This window comes from Rhodococcus sp. MSC1_016, assembly GCF_023667485.2.
Classification (GTDB): Bacteria; Actinomycetota; Actinomycetes; order Mycobacteriales; family Mycobacteriaceae; genus Rhodococcus_F; species Rhodococcus_F oxybenzonivorans.
In genome coordinates, this window is record NZ_JAMOZI020000001.1 from 3,534,924 (window position 1) to 3,555,327 (window position 20,404).

The 20,404-nt window shown below is 62.8% G+C and carries 18 protein-coding genes and 1 pseudogene; 9 read left to right on the forward strand and 10 right to left on the reverse strand.

Features of this window, described 5'->3' with window-relative positions:
* Nucleotides 1–91 precede the first annotated feature (91 nt).
* The 8 genes and pseudogenes from L1080_RS16285 to L1080_RS16320 form a co-directional block, all read right to left on the reverse strand.
* Nucleotides 92–860, reverse strand: a pseudogene (locus L1080_RS16285) (SDR family NAD(P)-dependent oxidoreductase).
* A gap of 55 nt (nt 861–915) precedes the next feature.
* Nucleotides 916–2,115, reverse strand: a complete 1,200-nt coding sequence (locus tag L1080_RS16290) for an acetyl-CoA C-acyltransferase (RefSeq protein ID WP_250770568.1) — start codon at nt 2,113–2,115, stop codon at nt 916–918.
* Nucleotides 2,116–2,132: 17 nt separating this feature from the next.
* Complete coding sequence (locus L1080_RS16295) at nt 2,133–3,365, reverse strand: acyl-CoA dehydrogenase family protein (RefSeq protein WP_159920714.1); 1,233 nt, start codon at nt 3,363–3,365, stop codon at nt 2,133–2,135.
* Nucleotides 3,366–3,406: 41 nt separating this feature from the next.
* The gene (locus L1080_RS16300; RefSeq protein ID WP_250770571.1) at nt 3,407–4,444 is read right to left on the reverse strand and encodes a phosphotransferase family protein; all 1,038 of its coding nucleotides are present in this window, start codon (nt 4,442–4,444) and stop codon (nt 3,407–3,409) included.
* Nucleotides 4,445–4,476: 32 nt separating this feature from the next.
* A complete protein-coding gene (locus L1080_RS16305) occupies nt 4,477–5,565 on the reverse strand; it encodes an alcohol dehydrogenase catalytic domain-containing protein (protein WP_159920710.1) in 1,089 nt (362 codons plus the stop codon).
* A gap of 31 nt (nt 5,566–5,596) precedes the next feature.
* On the reverse strand, nt 5,597–6,898 hold the full coding sequence (locus L1080_RS16310) for a dihydrolipoamide acetyltransferase family protein (protein ID WP_159920708.1): 1,302 nt from the start codon (nt 6,896–6,898) through the stop codon (nt 5,597–5,599).
* 27 nt (nt 6,899–6,925) lie between these two features.
* Nucleotides 6,926–7,945, reverse strand: coding sequence for an alpha-ketoacid dehydrogenase subunit beta (locus L1080_RS16315; RefSeq protein ID WP_159920706.1), 1,020 nt, complete (start codon nt 7,943–7,945; stop codon nt 6,926–6,928).
* Nucleotides 7,942–8,925, reverse strand: a complete 984-nt coding sequence (locus L1080_RS16320) for a thiamine pyrophosphate-dependent dehydrogenase E1 component subunit alpha (RefSeq protein ID WP_159920704.1) — start codon at nt 8,923–8,925, stop codon at nt 7,942–7,944. The genes L1080_RS16315 and L1080_RS16320 overlap by 4 nt, the downstream gene beginning before the upstream one ends.
* 260 nt (nt 8,926–9,185) lie before the next feature.
* Between L1080_RS16320 and L1080_RS16325 the strand changes: the two genes are divergently transcribed.
* The 4 genes from L1080_RS16325 (at nt 9,186) to L1080_RS16340 (ending at nt 13,582) form a co-directional block, all read left to right on the forward strand.
* Entirely contained in the window at nt 9,186–9,821 is a 636-nt protein-coding gene (locus tag L1080_RS16325) for a TetR/AcrR family transcriptional regulator (RefSeq protein WP_159920702.1), read from the forward strand.
* A 269-nt stretch (nt 9,822–10,090) separates the two neighbouring features.
* Nucleotides 10,091–11,578, forward strand: a complete 1,488-nt coding sequence (locus tag L1080_RS16330) for an MFS transporter (RefSeq protein ID WP_250770573.1) — start codon at nt 10,091–10,093, stop codon at nt 11,576–11,578.
* A gap of 115 nt (nt 11,579–11,693) precedes the next feature.
* Nucleotides 11,694–13,097 carry a dihydrolipoyl dehydrogenase gene (gene lpdA / locus L1080_RS16335; protein WP_159920700.1) on the forward strand — a complete coding sequence of 468 codons (1,404 nt, stop codon included), beginning with the start codon at nt 11,694–11,696 and terminating at the stop codon, nt 13,095–13,097.
* A 179-nt stretch (nt 13,098–13,276) separates the two neighbouring features.
* Nucleotides 13,277–13,582 carry a WhiB family transcriptional regulator gene (locus L1080_RS16340; protein ID WP_159927014.1) on the forward strand — a complete coding sequence of 102 codons (306 nt, stop codon included), beginning with the start codon at nt 13,277–13,279 and terminating at the stop codon, nt 13,580–13,582.
* Here L1080_RS16340 and L1080_RS16345 read toward each other — a convergent pair.
* Nucleotides 13,569–14,105, reverse strand: a complete 537-nt coding sequence (locus tag L1080_RS16345) for a Zn-ribbon domain-containing OB-fold protein (protein ID WP_374435312.1) — start codon at nt 14,103–14,105, stop codon at nt 13,569–13,571. The genes L1080_RS16340 and L1080_RS16345 overlap by 14 nt on opposite strands.
* A gap of 215 nt (nt 14,106–14,320) precedes the next feature.
* Here L1080_RS16345 and L1080_RS16350 point away from each other — a divergent pair, with 215 nt between their 5' ends.
* Entirely contained in the window at nt 14,321–15,301 is a 981-nt protein-coding gene (locus L1080_RS16350; RefSeq protein ID WP_250775989.1) for a thiolase C-terminal domain-containing protein, read from the forward strand.
* A 39-nt stretch (nt 15,302–15,340) separates the two neighbouring features.
* On the opposite strand, the gene L1080_RS16355 is transcribed toward L1080_RS16350, so the two are convergent.
* Entirely contained in the window at nt 15,341–16,159 is an 819-nt protein-coding gene (locus L1080_RS16355; RefSeq protein ID WP_250775992.1) for a MaoC/PaaZ C-terminal domain-containing protein, read from the reverse strand.
* A gap of 107 nt (nt 16,160–16,266) precedes the next feature.
* Here L1080_RS16355 and L1080_RS16360 point away from each other — a divergent pair, with 107 nt between their 5' ends.
* From L1080_RS16360 to L1080_RS16375, 4 genes are all read left to right on the forward strand, one after another.
* Nucleotides 16,267–17,340, forward strand: a complete 1,074-nt coding sequence (locus L1080_RS16360) for an LLM class flavin-dependent oxidoreductase (protein ID WP_250775994.1) — start codon at nt 16,267–16,269, stop codon at nt 17,338–17,340.
* Nucleotides 17,337–18,410, forward strand: coding sequence for a phenylacetate--CoA ligase family protein (locus tag L1080_RS16365; protein ID WP_236603416.1), 1,074 nt, complete (start codon nt 17,337–17,339; stop codon nt 18,408–18,410). Before L1080_RS16360 ends, L1080_RS16365 begins: the two co-directional genes overlap by 4 nt.
* Before the next feature lie 24 nt (nt 18,411–18,434).
* Nucleotides 18,435–18,959 carry a flavin reductase family protein gene (locus L1080_RS16370; protein ID WP_159920690.1) on the forward strand — a complete coding sequence of 175 codons (525 nt, stop codon included), beginning with the start codon at nt 18,435–18,437 and terminating at the stop codon, nt 18,957–18,959.
* A gap of 95 nt (nt 18,960–19,054) precedes the next feature.
* Nucleotides 19,055–20,356: a bifunctional 3,4-dihydroxy-2-butanone-4-phosphate synthase/GTP cyclohydrolase II gene (locus tag L1080_RS16375; protein WP_159920688.1), complete on the forward strand. Its 1,302-nt coding sequence runs from the start codon at nt 19,055–19,057 to the stop codon at nt 20,354–20,356.
* The last annotated feature ends 48 nt before the right edge of the window (nt 20,357–20,404 follow it).

The window sequence follows — 20,404 nt, forward strand, 5'->3', positions numbered from 1 at the left end:
TCTCTTGCAGGTCGGCATCCGGGTACACAGCGCTTGCGACCGGTCTTCTCACGGATGCTGCCTTTCCATAATGAGTAATGTCTTGACGGAATTAGCGCGGCGACATGCGAAGGGCACCGTCCATGCGGAAGGTCTCACCGTTGAGGTAGTCGTGTTCGACGATCATCTGAGCGAGCTGCGCGTATTCGGCGGGCTGGCCGAGGCGTGAGGGGAACGGGACCCCGGCCTCGAGTCCCTTGCGGTACTCGTCGGTGACGCCGGCGAGCATCGGGGTGTCGATGATGCCGGGGGCGATGGTGTTGACGCGGACGCCGAACTGCGCGAGGTCGCGGGCGGCGGGGACGGTCATGCCGTGCACGCCACCCTTGGACGCGGAGTACGCGATCTGGCCGATCTGGCCCTCGAACGCGGCGACGGACGCGGTGTTGATGATGACGCCGCGCTGCCCGGACTCGTCGACGGTGTCGGTCTTGGAGATGGCGTCGGCGGCCAGTCTCATGACGTTGAACGTGCCGAGCAGGTTGACGGTGATGACGGTGCGGAACAGCTCGAGGTCGTGGGGGCCCTTCTTCGACAGGATGCGGCCCGCCCAGCCGACACCGGCACAGTTGACCACGATGCGCAGCGGCAGACCCGATTCGACGATCTTCTCGACTGCGGCCTGGACCTCGTCGCCGCTGGTGACGTCGTTGGCGAGGAGGGTCACACCGTCCGGGACGGGTGTCGCCTGCCCGCTCGATGGACTGCTGCAGGTCCAGTCCGAAGACGGTGGCTCCGGCGTCGACGAGGCGCTTGGCGGTGGCGGCACCGAGGCCCGACGCTGCTCCCGTGACCAGTGCGGCGGAATCTACGATATTCACAGTGCTTCTCCTGCTCGGAAAATGTGGAGGGTGCGTTCTTTACGTTCAGCCGGTGCTAATTCGGTGCTGCGCTGCGTGGTGACTCGAGGATTATGGCGATTCCCTGCCCACCGCCTCCGCACAGCGCGGCAGCTCCTAGACCGCCTCCTCGGCGCCGAAGTGCATGCATGAGAGTGAGGGTCACTCTGGCGCCGGACATGCCGACTGGATGACCGAGTGCGATCGCACCACCATTGACGTTGACAACCTCATCGGTGATTCCGAGGTCGCGCATGGATGCGATCGCGACGCTTGCGAATGCCTCGTTGACTTCAATGAGGTCGATGTCTGTCAGGGCGATTGTCTTGCTTCGTCGGATCGCTTCGGCGATGGCGTTCGAAGGCTGGTGTAGCAGCGAGGTGTCTGGGCCCGCGACCAGCGCGTGTGACCTGATCTCGGCCAGCCACTCGATTTTTCGCGCCTGAGCTACCTCTTTTCGCATGATGACCAATGCGCAAGCGCCATCAGATAATTGAGATGAGGATCCTGCCGTTGTGGTGCCGTCCGAGGCGAAGGCCGGACTCAGGCGTGCGAGTGACTCCAGCGTGGTGTCCGGCCGAATCCCTTCGTCGGCTGTGATCGTAGTGTTTCCCCGCCGTGATGAAATTTCGACGGGGACGATCTCAGCTGCGAAGGTGGAATTCGCCGTCGCCGCTGCGGCACGCCGGTGTGACTGTGCAGCAAAGGCATCGAGCTCGACTCGGGTGAACGATTCCGCCGCTTGGTACCGCTCTGTCGCCGCGCCCATGGACGTTTGATCGAACGCACAGGTCAACGCGTCGCGATCCAAGGCATCTTCGAGAGAGTGCGGGCCATAGCGGTAGCCTTGGCGCGCGCCCCGCGCGAGGTAGGGGGCGTTGGACATCGATTCCATACCGCCGGCAACGACGACATCAGCGTCTCCCGAACGGATCAGGTGGTCGGCAGAAATGATGGCTTGCAACCCCGAAAGGCACAGGTTGTTCACGGTGGTCGCGGGCACGGTCATCGGTAGCCCCGCGGCCACTGCGGATTGCCTCGCGGGGTTCGGGCCCACCCCAGCTTGCACCACGGTGCCCATGATGACGCTGTCGACGTTGTTAGCGGCGACCCCGGCGCGCTGGACAGCAGCGGCGATGGCACGTGAACCGAGTTCCACTGCCGTGAGTGGGCTCAGAGCTCCACCAAGTTTCCCGATCGGGGTGCGAGCACCGGCGACGATGACACTTGCGGACACTACGGATCTCCTCGGTATCAGGCTGGTTGTTCGGACTGGATGGCGTGCTTGCGAAGTTCGCGGGTGGCCAGCACCATGCGGTGAACCTCGTCGGCACCATCGATGAAGCGCATGGTGCGGGCCTGGGCCCAGAGCATCGCCAACGGATGATCCTGTGTCATCCCACCGGCACCGTGGACTTGGATCGCCTTGTCGAGGACCCAGCCGACCGCGTCGGGGGCCGCGACTTTGATCGCGGAGATCTCGGTTCGCGCCTCCCGTGCACCCACGGTGTCGATCAGCCACGCAGTTCGGAGAACGAACAGCCGAAGCTGATCGATCTTGACGCGTGACTCCGCGATCCAATGCTGAATGATTCCCTGGTCAGCGAGTCGTTTGCCGAACGCGGTCCGCTCGTTCGCTCTGCGGCACATCAACTCGATGGCCCGCTCGGCCATTCCGATCATGCGCATGCAGTGGTGAATCCGGCCGGGACCGAGGCGGGCCTGCGCGAGTGCCTGTCCGCGCCCTCGTTCACCGAGCAGGTTCTTCTTGGGAACACGAACGTCCTCGAACTGGACTTCCGCATGCCCACCGTGGGCCCCGTGCGTGAAGCCGAACATCGACAGTCCCCGAACGAAGGTCACGCCCGGCGTGTCTCGGGGCACGAGTACCAGACTGTGTTGCGAGCGAGGATCCGCGTCCGGGTCGGACACGCCCATCACGACCAGAAGCTGACAGTCACTGCTCATGGCTCCGGTCGACCACCACTTTCGGCCGTCGATCTTCCAGTGATCGCCCTCGTCAGTGATGGTCGTGGTCAGATTCGACGGATCCGATGATGAGACGTCGGGCTCGGTCATGCAATAGGCAGATCGGATGGTGCCGTCGAGTAGGGGCTCGAGCCACCGTTGCTGCTGCTCGTCGGTGCCGAACAGGCTGAGCAGTTCCATGTTTCCGGTGTCGGGGGGATTGCAGTTGAATGCTTCCGGAGCCACCTCCGGACTCCACCCCGTCAGTTCGGCGATCGGGGCGTACTGGAGGTTCGACAGTCCGGCGCCCCGCGGATCATGTGGGAGGAACAAGTTCCACAGGCCCCGCGCTTTGGCTTCCTTCTTCAGGTCCGCCATGATCGCCGGTCGTTCCCACTGCCGGTCCCCGGCGGCGGGATCGTCGTGGAAGTGCTTTTCGGCGGGGAAGACGAACTCTTCCATGAATGCCGAGACCCGATCGCACATCTGCTGGGTGGTCGAGTCGAAGGTGAACTCCATGTCAGTCCTAAGTCCTTGTATTCGCGGTCGGGGGCGGTAGGTCAGGGAAGGGCCGCGAAGCCCCGCTCCGCGAGCGGCTGAACCATCGAACCGATGTCGTCGAACCCATCCCCCACCGTCTCGCCGTTGACGAAGCGAAGGTGGATGCCCTCCAAGATGACGGCCATCTTGTAGAAAGCGAAGCTCGAGTACCAGCTCAACTCGCTGACATCGAATCCGGTAGTCCGTGCGTAGCGCTCGACGAGGTCGTCGAAGGAGGGGTATCCGGTGTGTGTCGACGGGGTGCCGGCAATGGGGTTGGTGATGCCCTCCCATCCCGACCAGAACAGGTGCACCAGGCCGAGATCGGTGAGGGGGTCACCGAGAGTGGACATCTCCCAGTCGAGCACGGCGGCGATCGTCGGCTGCTCACCGATCCGCGCAATCATGTTGTCGAAACGGAAGTCACCGTGGACGATCGACGCCTCGGACTGCTGCGGCAGCCGCTCGCCGAGCCGCCTTCCCAGCTCTTCGAGCACCGGCAGCTCTCGAAATTTCGACGCGGCGAGTTGCTTCCGCCAGCGTCGCACCTGCCGCTCGAGAAAGCCCGCCGGCCGGCCGAACGTGGTCAGGCCGAGCGAGTCGTAGTCGCGAGTGTGCAGCGCCGAGAGGCAGTCGATGTACTGGTAGGACAGTGCCGCGCGGTGGGCCGGCTCGACCTCATTGAAGTCGCTGTCCGTTCGAAGGACCTCGCCCTCGATCTTGTCCATGATGTAGAAGCTTCCCCCCGCATCCGGTGCGGCATCGTCGGCGTACACGATGCGAGGAACCGGGACAGGGCTGTTGGCCAGTGCCCGCTGCACGGCGACCTCACGCTGCATATCGTGTGCCGTTTCGAGGCGGTGCCCGATCGGTGGCCGGCGCAGAATCCACTTCCGGTTCGGGCTGGCGAGCTCGAACGTCAAGTTCGATCGCCCACCGGCGAGGAGACGTACGGCGAGTTCGTCGGAGGAATCCAGTTCGAAAAGTTCCTCGAGCTTGCTCCGCACGTGGGCGAGATTGAAGGGCGCGGATCGCGCGATCTCATCGACCTGGTTCATAGGTTCCTCAATATCGTGACAAGTAGAAGTGTTCAGGGGTTGGGAACGATGCCCGTGCCGGCGGGAAGCTCGTTCCGAACGAGGATCTTCACGTGGTCGATCGTGCCCGCGGTCGGCCTCAGCGCCGCGAACACATCGTGAACCGCATCGAGGCTGGCGTACCCGGTCACCATCAGAGACGGGTCGAACCGTCCGGTGACGACGTGGTCGAACGTCCGCTCGAACGCTTCGTAGGTCTGTTCGCCTCGTCCGGGCCCACCGACGAACTCGAGCGAGACATTCTTCAGAATTCCGGTGACTGGGCGGATTGTCTCCGGGCGCATCGCCGAGCCGACGATCATGATCCGCGTGTACTTCGGTGCGGAGGTCATCAGCTGTCGGAGAATGTCCTTGGCGCCGGAGGCTTCGAAAACGAACGTCTCGGTCGCGGGGGCGATTTCGTTTCTCAGCGCCTCCATCGGGTCCATCTGCAATGGGTCGACTGCCACATCGGCGCCATAGGCGAGCGCAAGCTCTCGGCGCCGAGCAGACGGATCCGATGCAACGATCGGGTGTATTCCACGCACCGCGAGTTCGATGACCGATCCGAGCCCAACCGGACCGCAGCCAGTCACCACTGCAGCCGCCCCTGGCCGAATTCCAGAGCGCAGCACCGCGTTGACGCCTGTGGCGAGCGGCTCGGTCACAGCCGCCGTGACGGGATCGATGCCCTCCGGGATCTTCAGATGCCCGCCCGCTTGAACCACTGTTCTTTCGGCGAGAGCTCCCGGAGAGGTATCGCAGTAGCCCACCGTGTGGGTCGTGCCATCGGCCGTCACAATCCACGGGAGAGCGACGATGAGGTCGCCGACTTCGTAGCCGGTGACGTCGGGGCCGAGCTCGAGTATCCGGGCTGTGAATTCGTGGCCCAGTACGACGTCGCGGAGCGGATCGAACACTTCTCCGAGAACGTCGGCCTCGAGATGTGCTGCGAGAAAGTCGTCAGTGTGCTGCCATGCCGACAAGTCGCTGCCACACACACCTGCCGCGAGGGGCTCGACGAGAAGCTGGCCGGGGCCGGCTACCGGTTCTGCGACGTCAGTCGCGATGATGGTCCCCTGCCGAAGAACGACAGCCTTCATCGGTCCACTCCTACCACGTCACTGTTAACCATCAGCCCTCCGAAGGCCAGTTCTCGAGCGTCTTCTGGACACTGATCAGGGCACGCAATGCCTCGGCACCGTCAAAGGCACGGTGGTCGAAGGTCAGCCCCAGGCGAGCGATCGGGCGAATGGTCAATAGCTCGGAGGTGCCGTCCGCGCTTCTGCGTGCGACGGGTGTGCGGACGATTGCCGGCACACCGAGCGAGGCAACCTGAGGCTTCGTGAGAATGGGGGTCGACACGACCCCGCCGACGCTGCCGGAGTTGCTGATGGTGATCGTTCCGCCGGCGAGATCTTCCGGTCGTCCTGCGCCGTTCGCGAGAGCGGCGCTCGTCCTGGCAATGGCATCGGCCAGCTCAGCAAGTGACAAGGACTGCGCGTCACGAATAACCGGCACCAGAAGGCCGTCCGGCGTGTCTACGGCGATGCCCAGGTTGACTGTCTGCCATTGCAGAAGGTGGGTATCCGTGAAGGTGGCGTTGACGACAGGGTGCTCAGCAATTGCCCGGCAGAGGGCAGTGGCAATGAAGGGAAGGTAGCTGAGCTTGGCTTCGCCGCGCGCGGCTCGATCACGATTCAGCTTGGCGCGGGCAACACCGACCGCGGAGAAGTCGACATCGACCTGAGCGGTGAGCTGGGGTGCGGTGTTCCACGATTCCGTGAGATTCTTGGCGATCGCGCGCCGCAGCCTGGTGTGCTCCGTTGCCGAGTACGCGACGTCCTCATATCCTGCAGGCACTGTAAGTACTGATTTTTGCGACTGGAGAAATCCACTCTTGCTTGCGAGTTCACCTGCGGACCGGTCATCCTGAGCTGCTGCCAGGACGCCTCGGCGTGCCCCTGCAGGCGGCCGGTTGACCGGTGAGAACCATGATGCAGCGAGAACGAGGGAGTCGGTCGGGGGCTTCGATTCTTCGAATACCACCGCCGGGGTGCCCTGTGAGCCGGTCACCGGGGCCGCCGCTGTCGCCGGCGAAGGTGAGGCGGCCGGCGACGGCGCAACTGCGACATCGCCACCTTGTTCGCCGCTCGCGGCCGCGATCGCGCGGGCCACCTGGTCCGGGTCACTGCCGACCGGGGCGAATCGTGCGATGACGTCGCCCACCGGAACTTCTTGCTCAACCGCTGCGACGTAGCTGATCAAGATACCCGATTGGGGTGACTCCACTTCGGTGTCGACCTTGTCGGTCGATACCTCACACAAGGCATCGCCTTCGTTGACTTCCTCGCCCGGCTTGATCAACCATTCGGTCAGTAGGGCGAATTCCACGGAACCCATGTGGGGCATGTGGATATCGGTAAGTTCGAGCATAGTGAGAACGTCCTCGTTTTCGAAAGGTCAGTCGCGGACTAAGTGTCGGGCCGTCTCGACGATGTCGGAGACACTCGGGAAGCAGTGATCCTCGAGGAATCGGCTCGCGGGAATCGGTGCGTCGACTGAACCGAGCCGCGCAATCGGTGCTTCGAGCCAGTAGAAGCACCGCTCCTGGATCAGCGCCGCGATCTCGGCACCCGGACCAGCCGTTCGGGGGGCTTCGTGCACGATCATCGCCCGACCTGTCTTGACAACAGAGTTGATGATCGTCTCGCGGTCGAGAGGCACCAACGTCTGGAGGTCGACGACCTCGAGCTCAATTCCTTCCGATGCCAGTACGGTCGCAGCTTCCAGTGCCCGAGGCACCATGCAGCCGTAGCTGATGACGCTGACCGTGGATCCCTCGCGGGCGATGGTGGCCTTGCCCAGGGGCAACACGTACTCCGGATCGGTGAACACCTCACCGCGCTTGAAGTTGAGCTGCTTGCTCGGGTAGTAGAGCACCGGGTTGGGGTCGCGGATCGCCGCCTTGAGGAGCGCCTTCGCGTTTGCGGGGTTGGACGGTACCACTGCCTTCAGGCCCGGAAAGTGCATCGGCAGCATTTCCATGGATCCCGAATGTTCAGGGCCCGCACCGCCGCTCGGCCCGATCGGCATGATGATGACGGCGGGCAGCTCGAACTGACCACCGTGCATGTGCCGCCACTTTCCGAGCTTCTGGAAAATTTCGTCGCCGGCGATCAAGCTGAAATCTGCGAATCCAAGCTGGACGATCGGCCGCATGCCGGTCATCGCTGCTCCGGCGGCCGCGCCGACCATGAACGCTTCGGTGATTCCGGTGTTCCGGATCCGGCCGAGCCCGAACTCTTCGACGAGGCCACGGGTGCCCCCGAAAAAGCCTCCGGAAGCAATGTCCTGCCCCATGAGGAAAACCGAGTCGTCACGCCGCATCTCTTCAGCGATTGCGGCGCCCTGTGCGGCCTCGTAGCTGAGAACGGTCGTAGATCCGGGAGCGTTGGCGGGTGCGGGTGTAGTGGTGGTCATGCGAACACGTCCTTGAGAATGACGGAGGGATCAGGCAGCGGAGCGGCTTCGGCTTCGAGTAGCGCTTGCGCCACCTCGGACTTCGCGTCTGCGATGATTCGATCGGCCGTGGCCGAGTCGATACGTTTACGCATGACTTCGAGCGGATCCGTGTAGGTGGTGAGGAAGTCGGCAGGCCGATACTTCTGGGCGTCTCCTTCCCAATGGCCCCCGACGCGGGTGACTACAGCTTCGATCAGGGAGGGCCCGTTGCCGGCCCGAGCCCTGTCGATCGCGTCCTTGACGGCAAGATAGACCTCGACGGCATCATGGCCGTCTACGCGGACTCCCGGGATGCCGTATGCGGATGCGCGCTCGGCGATCGTCTTGGTCGGGCTCACGGACTCGAAAGTGGTCGACACGGAGATCCCGTTGTTCTCGCAGAAGTAGACCAAGGGCAGGCGCCATCGCGCGGCTTCGAGCAGGCTCTCGTGGAAGGTGCCGCGCGCGGCTGTCCCGTCACCGAAGTCCGCGAGGGCGATCTGATCGGTTCCGCGCATCTGCGCCGAGAGGGCCGCGCCGGCCGCTACCGGATAAACCGATCCCAGTGTTGCGCCTTCGCCCATGATTCCGAGGGCCGGATCGGCCCAGTGGGGCACGCCGGCGCCTTTACCGCCGGTCGAGCCGGTCGTCTTGCCGAGGAGATCGCCGATGATCGGTGCGAGACCCATTCCCTTTGCGAGCGGCCACGTCGCTCCTCGGCCTTGGTAGAAGAGGTAGTCGTCGGGTGCCATCGCCGCGACAGCGCCCGCCACGGCTCCTTCCTGGCCCTTGCCTGGATGCCAGAATCCCGCGAAGCCGTGGTCCCGAATGTGCACGGATACCGCGTCCTCGACGGCGCGGGCTCGGGCGATGACGGTGAACATTTCCAGCAGCAATTCCGTGCTCACCGACGGTGATACCGAAGCTTCCGGCCGGTGCTGGCTGTGCGGCGACGCCATCGTGGCCTCCTTTGCGTAGTTCGTGAGAGATACCGGATTGCTGGCACCTCGTGTTGTCTCGACACATCACGCCCAAGGACGCCTGTGTCTGCAGTCACAGAACAGAGTAAGTGGATCGAGTGATTCAATCAAGTGCGGAATTTCTTGTGATCACCGCGGCCGCCACTCGCGCATACCAAAAAATGCGCGCGAACTGCGGCAATACCGTCATGTGTATCACGCGATATGATCACCTCGCTCACCCAACGAAAGGCGAAACCGTGCCTCGAACCAGCCCTCGCGATGGGGCAGCAACCCGGCGTGCACTCATCGACGCGGCGACCAAACTGTTTGCCTCAGAGGGCGTCGAGAAAGTGTCCATCCGGGCCATCAACGCCGAAGCGGGGCTCGGAGCGGCGTCGGCTCACTATCACTTCGGATCCAAGGATGCGATCCTCGATGCTGTCCTGATCGACGCCGGCGCCGACGTGCTCGCTCACATTCACGCGCTCACGACGGCCATGGTCGACTCGGGGGCAACACCAAATGCCAAGCAGATCGTCAATCTCCTCGCAGTCCCATATCGGAAGTACCTCGGAGAAGATCCCGACAAGGGAGTGCGGTGGCTGACCATCTGCGGCCAACTGAGCTTGGCGAACGACCCGCGCCTGTTTCCGGTCGAAGACGACACCGCGAAGTTGCTTCGCAAGTTGCTCGAACGCGCATACCCGCACGCAGACGACAACAGCCTCGAACTCAACTGGTCCCTGACGGTCAACACCCTCATCGTGATGGCCGCCCGATGGTCCGACGCCAGCGGTGCCCAATCACGCGCCCTGTCGGATGAGAAGTTCGACGTGCTTGTCGACTTCGTGGCCGGCGGGCTGGAGGCCCTGATGAGCGACGGTAGGGCCTGAGCCGTTCGCCTGCCGGCTCTTCGTACGAACTGGCGGCTGGTCGAGAGCGCGGGAAGCGCGACCTGCTCCTGCATTCCCCTTAGCTGCGCACCACTGCGAGACGACAGAGGGTCCCGCACGGTCTGTTTAGTGGATCACTTGACAGAATCGGTCGCTCCATTTTACTGTGCCTCACATCACAAGCTCGAGCGACGCTGATCCCTCGACCGCTGCGCACTCCCCCGCGCATCAGCGTCCCACCTTTCCCGTCAGAGAAATGCAGGAAGCAAATGACCGCTACACCCACGGACGGTGCGTCGCAGGAGACGCTCGATAATGACACGATGTTGCCACCTGAAGGCGTCGGACACAGATCGACTGCTGGATGGATCGGCGTGCTCGTCATCCTGGTACTTCTCTCGGAAGAAGTTGCCTACGCATTCAATCTGGTCACGCCAGCCCTGCCGAACATGGCAGCAACGTTCCAGACGCCCGATATAGCCTGGGTATCAACACTATTCACACTGACCGGTGCGATCAGCGCCCCGCTCGTGGGTAAGCTTGCCGACCGCGACGGCAAGAAGAAGTGGCTGCTCATCACGACCGGATGTATGGCAGTCGGGTCACTGATCGTCGCTCTTGCCCCGACATTCCCCATCGTGTTGATCGGGCGCGCTGTCGAAGGCTTCGGCCTTGCCATCGTCCCCATCGTCTACTCGCTGATGCGTGACATCTTCCCGAAGCGAATGCTCGCCGTTGCCGTCAGTCTGGCAACAGCCGGCATCGGCGTCACCACAATCACCGGACCGATCTTCGCCGGACTGCTCATCGACAACTTCGGCTACCAGGGCGTCTTCTTCGCGCTCGCAATCTTCCCCCTGATCATCGGCGCCCTGGTCCTCCTCGTCGTCCCCGAGTCCCCGATCCGTGTCCCCACCCGAATCGACTGGACCGGCGGCTTACTGCTCGGCGCAACCATCGCTGTCGTTCTGTTCGGAATCGGCGAGGGAGGCACATGGGGTTGGACGTCGTGGAAAACCCTGTCGTGTGGCGCACTTGCAATAGCGGTGTTCATCGTGTGGATTCAGCAAGCCAAGCGGTCCGACCACCCGCTGATCGACCTGTCGGTCCTGCGCGGCCGCCCCATCGTCACCACCTTGATCACCCAGTTCACCGGCCAAGCTGTCATTGCCTTGCAGTTCGTCCTGCTGTCGTTCATCGTGCAAACCCCCATCGCACTCGGGCTGACATACGGACTCGGCGAGACCGCCGGTTTCATGGCTCGGATCACCACCCCTGCAGGTGTCGCCTCTGTGTTGATGGGTCTCCTCGTCGGGTATCTCGCCGAACGTCGTGGCGCGCGCCTGCCGAACTGGATCGGATTCGCCTTGATGGCTGCTGGTTCCCTGGTCCTCGCGTTTTCGCACAAGGAGTTCGTCCCCATCCTTGCCGGCTACCTCATCTACGCATTCGGCGGAGGTCTGATCAGCGCGGCAATTCCCAACCTCGTCATCGCCGCGACACCGGTGCGACTTCAGGCAGTTACCGCCAGCACCGTCAACGTGGTCGGATCGTTGGGAAGCGCTGTTGCAGTGCAGATCGGATTCGCGATATTGGCCCTCAATGTCGCCACGGTGATCGACGGATCGCCAATCTACGGTGGCAGCGGCTTCACAACGGTGTACATCCTTGCGGCCGCGCTCGCGGTAATCGGCCTCGTCGCAACGCTACTCATGCCTCACGGTCGCACACCGCAATCCACGGAAGCGCTGACCTGAGGCGGTCGACCCACGGTCGTGCGGAACTCCGGCGAGCTTCCGCACGACCGGCGTCGTCGTATTCTCATTGTTTCATCCACGAAATCCGAACAAGAGTTGCAGGATCAGATCACCCGTGACCTCACACTATGACGTCGTTGTCCTCGGAGCCGGTCCCGGTGGGTACGTCGCTGCTATCCGCGCGGCACAGCTGGGATTGAGTACCGCCATCATCGAGCAGAAGTATTGGGGTGGTGTGTGCCTGAACGTGGGCTGCATCCCCTCGAAGGCTCTTCTCCGTAACGCCGAGCTTGCGCATCTCTTCACGAAAGAGGCCAAGCTGTTCGGCATCACCGGTGAAGCGTCCTTCGACTTCGGCGCCGCCTACGACCGCAGCCGCAAGGTCGCGGAGGGGCGCGTCAAGGGCATCCACTTCTTGATGAAGAAGAACAAGATTCCCGAGTACGACGGCAAGGGCACCTTCACCGACGCCAACACCATCGAGGTGGCACTGACCAAGGGTGGCACCGAGACGGTGACGTTCGACAACGCCATCATCGCGACCGGTTCGACCACCAAGTTGCTGCCGGGTACCTCGCTGAGCGAGAACGTCGTCACCTACGAAGAGCAGATCATGACCCGGGATCTGCCGGGATCGATCCTCATCGTCGGGGCCGGGGCGATCGGCATGGAGTTCGGGTACGTCCTGAAGAACTACGGCGTGGACGTGACCATCGTCGAGTTCCTCGACCGGGCGCTGCCCAACGAAGACGCGGACATCTCCAAGGAAATCGAGAAGCAGTACAAAAAGCTCGGCGTCAAGGTCAGAACCGGCGCGGCGGTGCAGAGCATCGACGACGACGGCAGCAAGGTCACCGTCTCGATCAAGGACAACAAGAGCGGCGAGATCGAGACCGTCGTGGTCGACAAGGTGATGCAGTCGGTCGGCTTCGCTCCCCGCGTGGAGGGCTTCGGCCTCGAGAAGACCGGTGTCCAGCTCACCGATCGCGGTGCCATCGGGATCACCGACACGATGGCGACGTCGGTGCCGCACATCTACGCGATCGGTGACGTGACGATGAAGCTGCAGCTCGCCCACGTGGCCGAGGCGCAGGGTGTGGTGGCGGCCGAGACGATCGCCGGCGCCGAGACGCTGCCGATCGAGGACTACCGGATGATGCCGCGCGCCACGTTCTGCCAGCCGCAGGTGGCCAGCTTCGGTCTCACCGAGCAGCAGGCGAAGGACGAGGGCTACGACATCAAGGTGGCGAACTTCCCGTTCGCCGCCAACGGCAAGGCGCACGGCCTCGGTGACTCCACCGGCTTCGTCAAGCTGATCTCCGACACCAAGTACGGCGAGCTGCTCGGCGGCCACCTCATCGGCCCCGACGTCTCCGAGTTGCTGCCCGAGCTGACCCTCGCGCAGAAGTGGGATCTCACCGTCAACGAGCTGGCCCGCAACGTGCACACCCACCCCACCCTCAGCGAAGCCCTGCAGGAGGCCATCCACGGCCTCGCCGGGCACATGATCAACTTCTGATCCTCGACACGACACGAGGCCCGCACAGATCCTGTGCGGGCTTTTCGTCGTTGCGGACAAAGTCATCGTTGTCGTTGTAGGATACCAAGCAATCGCTTGCTTTACTGTCGCTTCGCAAGTCGTGCCCCGTGAGCTGAGCACGAGAGATGAACAGGACGATCATGCCCGCACCAATTCCGATGAAGCTTCCCGCCCCGACTGCCGAAGCTTGGGAGTGGCAACTACAGGCCCAGTGCCGCGGAGCGAATGCCGCGCTCTTCTTCCACCCGGATAACGAACGGGGCCGCGAGCGTTCAGCCCGGGCGAAGGCAGCGAAACAGGTCTGCGCACGATGCCCAGTCCAAGTTCGATGCAGGACACACGCCATCGAGGCCGGAGAGCACTACGGCACGTGGGGTGGTATGTCGGAGGATGATCGTAAGGGGTACCGCCGCCGGTCTGCGATTATGCGCGAAAGCCACGACAGTCCGCTCATCGCGGGCTGACCGTCATATCGGACGAATCCAGCATCGGGCTGCAGTCGGCACTTTCACGAGAGACCGCACGACAGTCCGGATCCCTCGTCTCTGCGGAGGTGAGAGACGTCCGCCATTTCTGCTGAGTCAACTCGAACACGGGGACGGCCCCGAACCCTTCGACCTCTTCGAACCGAACCTCTACCGGAGCGTCGATCACTACGCGAGAGGTGACGCAGTCACCCATAATTTCACTGAAAACCCTGAGGCTGCTTTGCTCCGGAAGGGCAATCCAGCCGACAACGTAGGGCGTCACGTCCTGGTAGCCTGGGACGAAGCTCCGATGGACCACCGTGAAGGTTTCGATGCGTCCGCTTCCGCTCACTTCGTCGAAGGTGAGGTCCGTTCCACCGCACCGCGTGCATTCGGGCTCGGGGTGATGGATGAAGGTTCCGCACGTACGGCACCGCTGAATTCGGAGACGTCTTTCATTGCAACCTTCCCAGAACGGACGGGCGAGTTCGCTAGGTTCCGGTGCTATACGGGTCCACATAAGACTATCCTTTCAAGCAAGCGCTTGGTTAACAAGGGGAGAAAATGACGCGGCAAACATTCGCCGGGGCAACGGCCGTAAGTGGAATCGGTATGACGGACATATCCCGCCGCAGTGGGGTCAGTCCCCTCCAACTGGCACTGGCAGCGAGTCGCTCCGCCATTCAGGATGCAGGCCTCGACGTCTCCGATATCGATGGAGTCCTGTGCTACCACATGGCCGACTCCGCACCGGTAAATTCCGTGGCAGAGCATCTCGGCCTGCCACCCGAGATCTGGACGAATGAAGTCTACGGCGGTGGGACGCAGTCGGCGTCAATCCTCGGCGATGCCGCAATGTTGATTCACTCCGGCACAGCAACAAACGTGCTCGTTTTCCGCGCTTTGAACGGCCGATCCGGAAAGCGCATGGGCCAGGCATCGATTCGGGTTGCCGGCGGCGAAACGCAGTTCACCATCCCATTCGGGATGGCGGGGCCTGTCAATCTGTTTGCGTTGGCGGCCACCCGCTGGATGCACGACTCGGGCGCCACCGAGGAGGATCTCGCCTCGGTAGTCTGCCAATCGAGGCAGTTGGCCGCGTCGAACCCGCGCGCACTGGTGCGCGCCCCCATCACCTGGGACGAATACCTCGCCAGTCCGCTCGTGTCGACCCCATTACGCCGTGCAGACTGCTGCCAGGAAACCGACGCCGGTGCTGCACTGATTGTCAGTAGGGTGGATATCGCCGACTCCGTGAGACCGAACAGTCCCCGCATCGCCACCGTGGTGCGGGGCGGTGGCGTTGGTTCGTCGAGCATGGACAAGGCGGATGATCTCTCCGCCATCTTTTCACGATTTGTGGCTCGCAAGTTGTGGAAGCTATCCGGCCTTCGCCCCGTCGATGTCGATGTGGCGATGCTCTACGACGCTTACTCCCCCATCGTCCTTCAGCAGCTCGAAGACCTCGGCTTCTGTGGCGTCGGAGAGAGCGGGGAACTTGTGCGCTCGGGCAGCACCCTTCCGAGCGGTTCGCTGCCGGTCAACCCTCATGGTGGATTGCTCTCGGAAGGGTACGTGCACGGCCTCAACAATGTGCTGGAAGCCGTACGACAACTGCGGGGAACTGCGTCGTCTCAGGTCGAATCACCGCATGTCGCCTTGTGCACAGGCTTCGGAGGAAGCTATGGAAGTGCCACTATTCTCGAGAGCCCCTAGTCGACACATCACCGGAGATGGCTGACTTTCCCCACAAATTCAGGAGTAGGAAACTCGTCCGTCGGCAAGGACACAACGGCCGTCGACAGAAGCGGAGTACTCGAGGCCGGCACCAGAGTCTCCGACCGGTGGCTGCTCCGCTGCCACGACAAGGGTGCTGCCAGGGAACACGGGTGCGGCAAATCGAGCCTCGATCCTCCTGAGCTCCCACGGCTTCGCTCCCAGCGGCTCGGCGAGGGACCTTGCCACCACGCCGAGCGTGCACAGACCGTGAAGAATGGGACGATCGAACCCGGCAGCTTGCGCCGCTGCCGGGTCGACGTGTATCAAATGGCGATCGCCGGTAAGCCTGTAGAGGACGGCCTGCTCCGACGACAGCTCGATGATTCGCGATTCGTGCACCACCGCCCGGTTGCCGTCCTCCGGCTTTGCCTTCACTCGCGGAGTGGACGGCGAGAAACCGCCCTGTCCAGGCAGGATAATCGAGTAGGTGGCGGAGAAATAGGCACTGTCGCACACTATGTCCAGGATCGCGGATCGTCCCGTGTCGCGGACCGCTTCGACATGGCCGGTGACCTCGAATTCGCTGGCGGGCGGGAGGGGTCCGCGCATCGTCAGGGACTGAGACCCGTGTAGAGCTTGTGCCGGCACGAAGGCACCGGCCGCCGACGCCGCATCCGCAACCCACAGTCCCAGCGTGAGGGCAAACGTCGGCAGGACCTTGAGGTCACGCTCGAAAACCAGGGGTAACTCGTCTGCGCGCGCACCGACTGCGAGGGCGTACAGGATCGCATCCTCTTCGCAGTACCGCACCACTCTGGTTCCCAGCTCGTATCCGACCCAATCCGTGATCTGCATGATGTAAGCGTATAGCATTTGAGCAAGCGCTTGGGTTACGCTAGCGAAGTCAAGGTCGAACAGAGGCAAACCCAAGCGATCGCTTGGTACTACTGACAGGAGTTGGCATGGCAAAGCTGCGGGCAGGCCTCGGATATGAACTCGAGGTACGTGGGCGGACCAAAGAGGTCGAGCAGCAGGCGTTCGAGAATCTCATCGAGCAGGTCACTCTCGCCGATGGGCTCGGTTACAGCACGGCCTGGATGGTCGAGCACCACTTCACTCGTGGGTTCTCGCACTCCTCGGCTCCCGATATCGTTTTGAGCGCACTTGCACGGGTCACCAAACAGATTCGGCTCGGGCTCGGCGTCGTTCTTCTCCCGTTCTCACACCCGATTCGCACCGCCGAGCGCGTAGCGACCATGGACATCATCTCGGGAGGACGCATCGAGTTCGGCACCGGCCGTGGAGCGTCCCCGCTCGAGTACCAGGCCTTTCAGCGCCCCTTCGAGCAGTCCCGCACGCTGTGGGAGGAAAACCTCGACACCGTGCTCGGGATCTGGGAGGCCGACGGCGAACCTTACTGCGCGGAACACGAGTACTGGAGCGTCCCCGACGTGGGGGTATACCCGCGCCCCTTGCAGGAACCGCACCCGCCTGTGTGGGTGGCATCGACGAGCCTCGACGGCTACCTGCAGGCTGCACGGCGAGGCTACAACCTCCTCGGCATGACCATGCTCAAGGGCATCGACGACGTCGCCGAGGACATCGCGAAGTACAAGGCCGAGTTGGCCCGGCACGGTTTCGACCCGGAGACGCGCAAGATCGCACTGATGATTCCGTGGCACGTCGCGCCCACGACCGATGAGGCGCATGCCAATGCCGCCGACGCGGTGATGTGGTACATCCGTCGCCAGGTCAACCTGGTTGCGCCACCCGACTATTACGACGCCCGGCACGCGAGCCACCGTGTCCTCGGGGCTCTCGCCGCCGGTCAATCTCAGGACGAGGCCATCGAGACGCTTCGCGACAACCTGATGATTGTGATCGACGATGTCGAGGGGTCCCGCAAGGCTGTGCAGCGGCTCGAGGAAGCCGGCGTCACCGACTTGATCGGGCAGTTCCAGGTCGGCGGCCTCGACAACGAGCATGTCCTGAGCTCGATCAAGCTGTTCGCTTCCGATGTTGTGGAGATCCGATGACAGACACCCAAACCGTCGAGACGCTTCCCGAGCCGATCAGCAGAGGAAACCTCTCCACAGCAGGAATCACGGCGGCTAAGGCCAAGGGACTCTTGCACGTCGATTCAACTGCTACTGCAGCGTTCCCACTCTCAGCCGAGGATCGTGCGGCCGCGGTCGCGTTGACCGCAAAAACACTCACCGACGCGGGCGTCAAAGCCACCGATCGCGTTGTCGTCTCACTCAACAATGACGGTGAGCTCGGGGGAACCCTGGTCGCAGAGGCGGCCGCGGAAGTGGCGGCGGCAGCGGCGAGCACCGGACCTCGCGGACGAATGCGGTTGCTGCGCACAGTCGAGAACATGCGCGCCAACGTTCTGGTGGGAACGGCCACCGGAGTCTCGGATTTCCTCGCACGGCTTCACCTCGAATTCCTGGTCGAGCCCTTGGACCTGGAACTCCGACTGATCGTACTGACCGGTGAGATCGCTGATCCGAAGAAGATCGAACACTTGGGGCGTGAATTCGGTGCCCACACCGTCGAGTTGTTCACCGACCCCCTCAGCGGGATCCCGATGGCACACAAAACCCAGAACGCCACTGCGCTCACCCCGACACACGAAGGCTTACTCGAACTCGCCACACCCGCGGAAACGTCGGCAAACGGTGAACTCGCAGAAATCGTAGTGAGGTACCCGTGGCACTCGAGCCTCGCGCACATCGGCGTGCGCACTGGGTATCTGAGCAGCAGGGACGGTGAATCCCTCACCATGCCCACACATACCTACGGTGACCTTCTCCTCATCCGCGGCCGATGGATCTCCTTCACCGCGCTCACGAAGGCACTTCGCGGCATCGACGGCATCGCACACTGGGAACTGCGCGTAGCACGGCAGGGAACGCTGGACTCGGCGACGGTCTTCGTCTCCTTCAACCGCGAGAGCCTTGTGAAGAACGGCATGTGGCACGCACGGATCGAGCAAGCCATCAGCGCAATGACCCCGATATCCGTGCAGGTCGAAATCGACCCTCACGTACGCGAGGATTCCGCTCCGCCCTCGATCAGGGACGAGCGCGGGCACCATCTGTAAGTCGAACAACTCTCGGAGGTTGAAATGAGCGCGACATCACCACTGCAACACGTCACCGGTCTTCCCGAGGTTGATGCCGCAGCGATGCGATCGGTACTCGGTCACTTCGCTACCGGTGTCATCGCGATCACGGCTCTGGATCCGGAATCCGGGGAAGGCGCCGGATTGGCAGCAAACTCCTTCACCTCGGTTTCCCTGGATCCGCCTCTCGTGGCTTTCTGCGTCGCCCACACGAGCAGTTCATGGCCGGCCATCAAGCGCGCCGAAACCTTCGTGATCAATATCCTCGCGGAGGATCAGGAACACGTCGGCCGCCAACTTGCGGTCAAAGGCGGTGACAAGTTCGCCGGACTGGCGTGGCGGCCCTCACCGTCGGGTGCACCGGTCGTCGAGAACGCTGTGGCCTGGATCGAGGCTCGTGTCGAAGCCGAACATGTCGCGGGTGACCACGTGATCGTGGTGTCGCGGGTCCAGCACCTCTATGCCGACGGACGGTCACCCCTTCTTTTTCACCGGGGTAAGTACGGACGACTGCACTTCGCCGACTGAATCCGCACCACGCCGCCGGAGCCGAACGCGAATCCCCCTCTCCCGTCCACGCACTCCTCGTCGAGTCCACGAACCCCTGCATTGTCGGAGGCACCATGACAACACACATTTCACCGGTTGACGGACAGCACGACACTGCGGTGACACATGAACGGTTCGATACCGTGCCAGCGGCTCTAGACGCCATTGCACGCGGTGAAATCGTCGTCGTCCTCGACGACGAGAACCGGGAGAACGAGGGCGATCTGGTGATGGCGGCTGAGCACGTCACAACCGAGAAGATGGCTTTCATCGTCCGCCACACATCCGGGTTTGTCTGTGTCGCGATGACCGAAGCACGTGCAGCGACGCTTGGCCTGCCACTGATGGTTCCGCCCGACGGCAACAGCGAAATCCTCAGAACCGCGTTCGGCGTGTCGGTCGATGCACGTGACGGCGTCACGACAGGTATCTCTGCAGCAGACCGCGCGGTGACTACTCGTGCGCTTGCCAGCCCTCAGACTCTCCCTGATGCTCTCACTCGGCCGGGTCACGTGATGCCGCTCCTGGCCCGGCCGGGAGGCGTACTGGAGCGTCCAGGGCACACGGAGGCAACCGTTGACCTATGCCGAATGGCTGGACTCGAGTCTCTGGGTGTCCTTTGTGAACTCGTGGACGACGATGGTGAGATGTCCCGTCGTGCATCACTCTTCGAGTTTGCACATCAACACGATCTGAGAATCATCTGCGTGCGCGACATCATCGAGCATCGACGGAAACGAGAGTCAATTGTCACACGCGTTTCGGAAGCCCGAATCCCGACGGCCTTCGGCGCCTTCACCGGGCATGCTTTCGCAGCGCACGACGGCGTGGAGCACCTCGCGTTGGTCGCCGGAACACCGCACCTAGCCGACTCCTCGGCGACAGCGTCACCGCTTGTTCGCATACACAGCGAATGCCTGACTGGCGATATTCTCGGATCACTCAGGTGCGACTGCGGTCCCCAACTCCAGGACTCTCTCGAATTGATCGCAGCTGAAGGTACTGGGGTCCTCGTGTATCTTCGCGGCCACGAAGGACGCGGCGTGGGGCTGGGGGCGAAACTGGCTGCCTACGCGCTCCAAGAGAACGGTTACGACACAGTCGATGCGAACCTCGAACTAGGTCTGCCCGTCGACTCACGGGACTATGCTGCTGCGGCCGCCATTCTCAGGGACCTCGGCGTGACACGCGCGCGGTTGATCACCAACAATCCCGACAAGATCAGCGCCTTGTCGAGGTACGGCGTCGAAGTAACAGCACGTGTGACCCGACCTCCACATGTCAACCGCCACAACATCGACTATCTACGCACCAAAGAAACTAGATTGGGGCACTCCATCATGCCGATCGCGGAGGTTGCGGAGTTCGCAGGGTGACAGGCCACCACCGCCGTACTCGTGCGCGAACAGTAGGGACTCCCGCGC